We start from the raw sequence: 2,573 nt of genomic DNA, 5'->3' as shown, positions 1-2,573 counted from the left end.
TTCATGGCCCGCGACTTCATGGAACGGCAGCACATGTCGCGCTTCGAGTTCGGGGTGCTGATCCTGTTCGCGACGCTCGGCATGCTGCTGATGATTTCGGCCAACAACTTGGTGTCGCTCTATGTCGGCCTCGAATTGCAGAGCCTGTCGCTCTACGTGATCGCCGCTTTCCAGCGCGACGACTCCCGCTCCACCGAGGCCGGCCTGAAGTACTTCGTCCTCGGCGCCGTGGCTTCCGGCATGCTGCTTTACGGCGCCTCGCTGATCTACGGTTTCACCGGCACCACCGATTTCGAGGCCTTGGCCACCCAGTTCCGCGACCTGCAAGGCCACCGGCCGCCGGTCGGCTTGGTGTTCGGTATGGTCTTCGTCCTAGCCGGCTTGGCCTTCAAGGTTTCGGCGGCGCCCTTCCATATGTGGACACCCGACGTCTACGAGGGGGCGCCGACTCCCGTCACCGCCTTCTTCTCCCTGGCCCCCAAGATCGCCGCCCTGGCGCTGCTGACCCGCGTCGCCATGGGGCCCTTCGGCGGTCTGATCGCCCAGTGGCAGCAGGTGATCGTCGCGGCGGCGGCGCTCAGCATGTTCGTCGGTGCCTTCGCCGCCCTGGTGCAGAAGAACATCAAGCGGCTGATGGCCTACAGCTCCATCGGTCATGTGGGCTACGCGCTGATCGGCCTGGCGGCCGCCGACCAGGCGGGCGTCAAGGGCGTGCTGATCTACCTGTCCATCTATCTGTTCATGAATATCGGCGCCTTCGCCTGCATTCTGGCGATGCGGCGCGGCGACCGCATGGTCGAGGGTATCGACGACCTGGCCGGCCTATCCAAGACCCATCCGGGAATGGCGGCGGCGATGGCGATCTTCATGTTCTCCATGGCCGGCATACCGCCCCTGGCCGGATTCTTCGGGAAGTTCTACATCTTCCTGGCGGCGGTCAATGCGGGACTCTATACCCTGGCGATCATCGGCCTCCTGATGAGCGTGGTGGCGGCCTTCTACTACATCCGCATCGTCAAGGTGATGTACTTCGACGAGCCTGCCGAAGGCCTGGAGCGCGTGGTCCCGCGCGAGGTCGCCGGGGTGTTGGTGGTGTCCAGCCTGATCGTGCTGCTGTTCTTCCTCTATCCCGGCCTGCTTCTGGGCGGCGCAGAGGCCGCCTCGGCGGCCTTGTTCCCCTCCGGCTGATGGCCTTTACGGTCCGGACGTTCGCGGTTCTCGATTCCACCAATGCGGAAGTCCGGCGCCAGGCGGCGGCTGGCGCGCCCGAGGGGATGGTGGTCGTGGCCGAGCGCCAGACGGCCGGACGCGGCCGGCGCGGCCGGACCTGGGTATCCGAACCAGGAAACCTCTACGTCTCCATTCTTCTGCGCCCCCCTGCCGAAGCGGCGGCGCAACTGACCTTTGCCGCTTCCCTGGCGGTGGCGGAGGGGGTCGAGAGCCTGGTGCCGGGACGCCGGGTGGCCTGCAAGTGGCCCAACGACGTGCTGCTGGACGGCGCCAAGCTGGCCGGCATCCTGCTGGAATTCGATGGCGAATGGCTGATCGCCGGCATCGGCGTCAACGTCGCCCATCATCCGGGAGGCACAGAATTTCCGGCGACGGACCTGGGCGGCGCGGTGACGGTATCCCATGTCCTGGAGAGTATCCTGGCCCGCCTGGATGTCTGGCTGGCGGTTTGGGAGCGCGATGGTTTCGCCCCCTTGCGCCAAGCCTGGCTGGCACGCGCCCATGGTCTGGGCGGCCCGATTGAAGTTCGCTTGCCGGATCGCCGATTGACGGGCATCTTCCGGGGGCTCGACGCGGACGGGGCCCTGATCCTGGGGGGCGCGGACGGCGACGAACGCATCCTGGCCGGCGACGTCTTTCCGGCTGTTTGAGGTGGGACCCATGCTTTTGGCCATCGATTGCGGGAATACCAATACGGTCTTCGCGGTTTTCGCCGACGACGGGGCGCTCAAGGGCGAATGGCGGGCCTCGACCACCACCAACCGGACCGCTGACGAGTTGGGCGTCTGGCTGACCCAACTGTTGTCCCTGGACGGCATCTCGCGCGAGGCCGTTCGCGACGCCATCGTGGCGACCGTGGTGCCGGCCTCGGCTTTCGCCCTGAAGACCCTCTGCCGACGCTACTTCAACTGCGATCCCCTGATGGTCGGCGAACCGGGCGTCGATCTGGGCCTGGAGGTCTTGGTCGACCACCCGGAGGAGGTGGGCGCCGACCGTCTGGTCAACGCCGTGGCCTGCCGCGAGTCCCACGGTGGACCGCTGATCGTCATCGACTTCGGTACCGCTACCACCTTCGACGTGGTCGATGGCGCGGGCAACTACTGCGGCGGCGTCATCGCGCCGGGCATCAACTTGTCCCTGGAGGCATTGCATATGGCGGCGGCCAAGTTGCCACGGGTCGCCATCGGGCGGCCCAAGGCGGTCATAGGAAAGGGCACGGTCAGCGCCATGCAGTCCGGAATCTATTGGGGCTACGTGGGCATGATCGAAGGCCTGGTGCGGCGCATCCAGAAGGAATTCGGAGCGCCCATGAAGGTGGTGGCGACGGGGGGCTTGGCGTCGTT

General features: G+C 66.3%; 3 protein-coding genes. All 3 read left to right on the top strand.

The window, feature by feature from the left end; translation table 11 throughout:
* Positions 1-1,188 (top strand): NADH-quinone oxidoreductase subunit NuoN (gene nuoN, locus H7841_18250; GenBank protein ID MEO5338800.1); only part of this gene is annotated, 1,188 nt, incomplete at its 5' end.
* Positions 1,188-1,880: a biotin--[acetyl-CoA-carboxylase] ligase gene (locus H7841_18245; protein ID MEO5338799.1), complete on the top strand. Its 693-nt coding sequence runs from the start codon at positions 1,188-1,190 to the stop codon at positions 1,878-1,880. The genes nuoN and H7841_18245, both read left to right, overlap by 1 nt.
* 10 nt (positions 1,881-1,890) lie before the next feature.
* Positions 1,891-2,573 (top strand): type III pantothenate kinase (locus H7841_18240; GenBank protein MEO5338798.1); only part of this gene is annotated, 683 nt, incomplete at its 3' end.

The sequence above is a fragment of the Magnetospirillum sp. WYHS-4 genome (assembly GCA_039908345.1).
Classification (GTDB): Bacteria; Pseudomonadota; Alphaproteobacteria; order Rhodospirillales; family GLO-3; genus JAMOBD01.
Note: the sequence above shows the minus strand (reverse complement) of the source record. Positions and strands in the feature narration are given on the sequence as shown.

Bases quoted from the DNA above. Each gene is read 5' to 3' on its own strand.
- H7841_18245 (MEO5338799.1), top strand. From the start codon at position 1,188: ATGGCCTTTACGGTCCGGACGTTCGCGGTTCTCGATTCCACCAATGCG.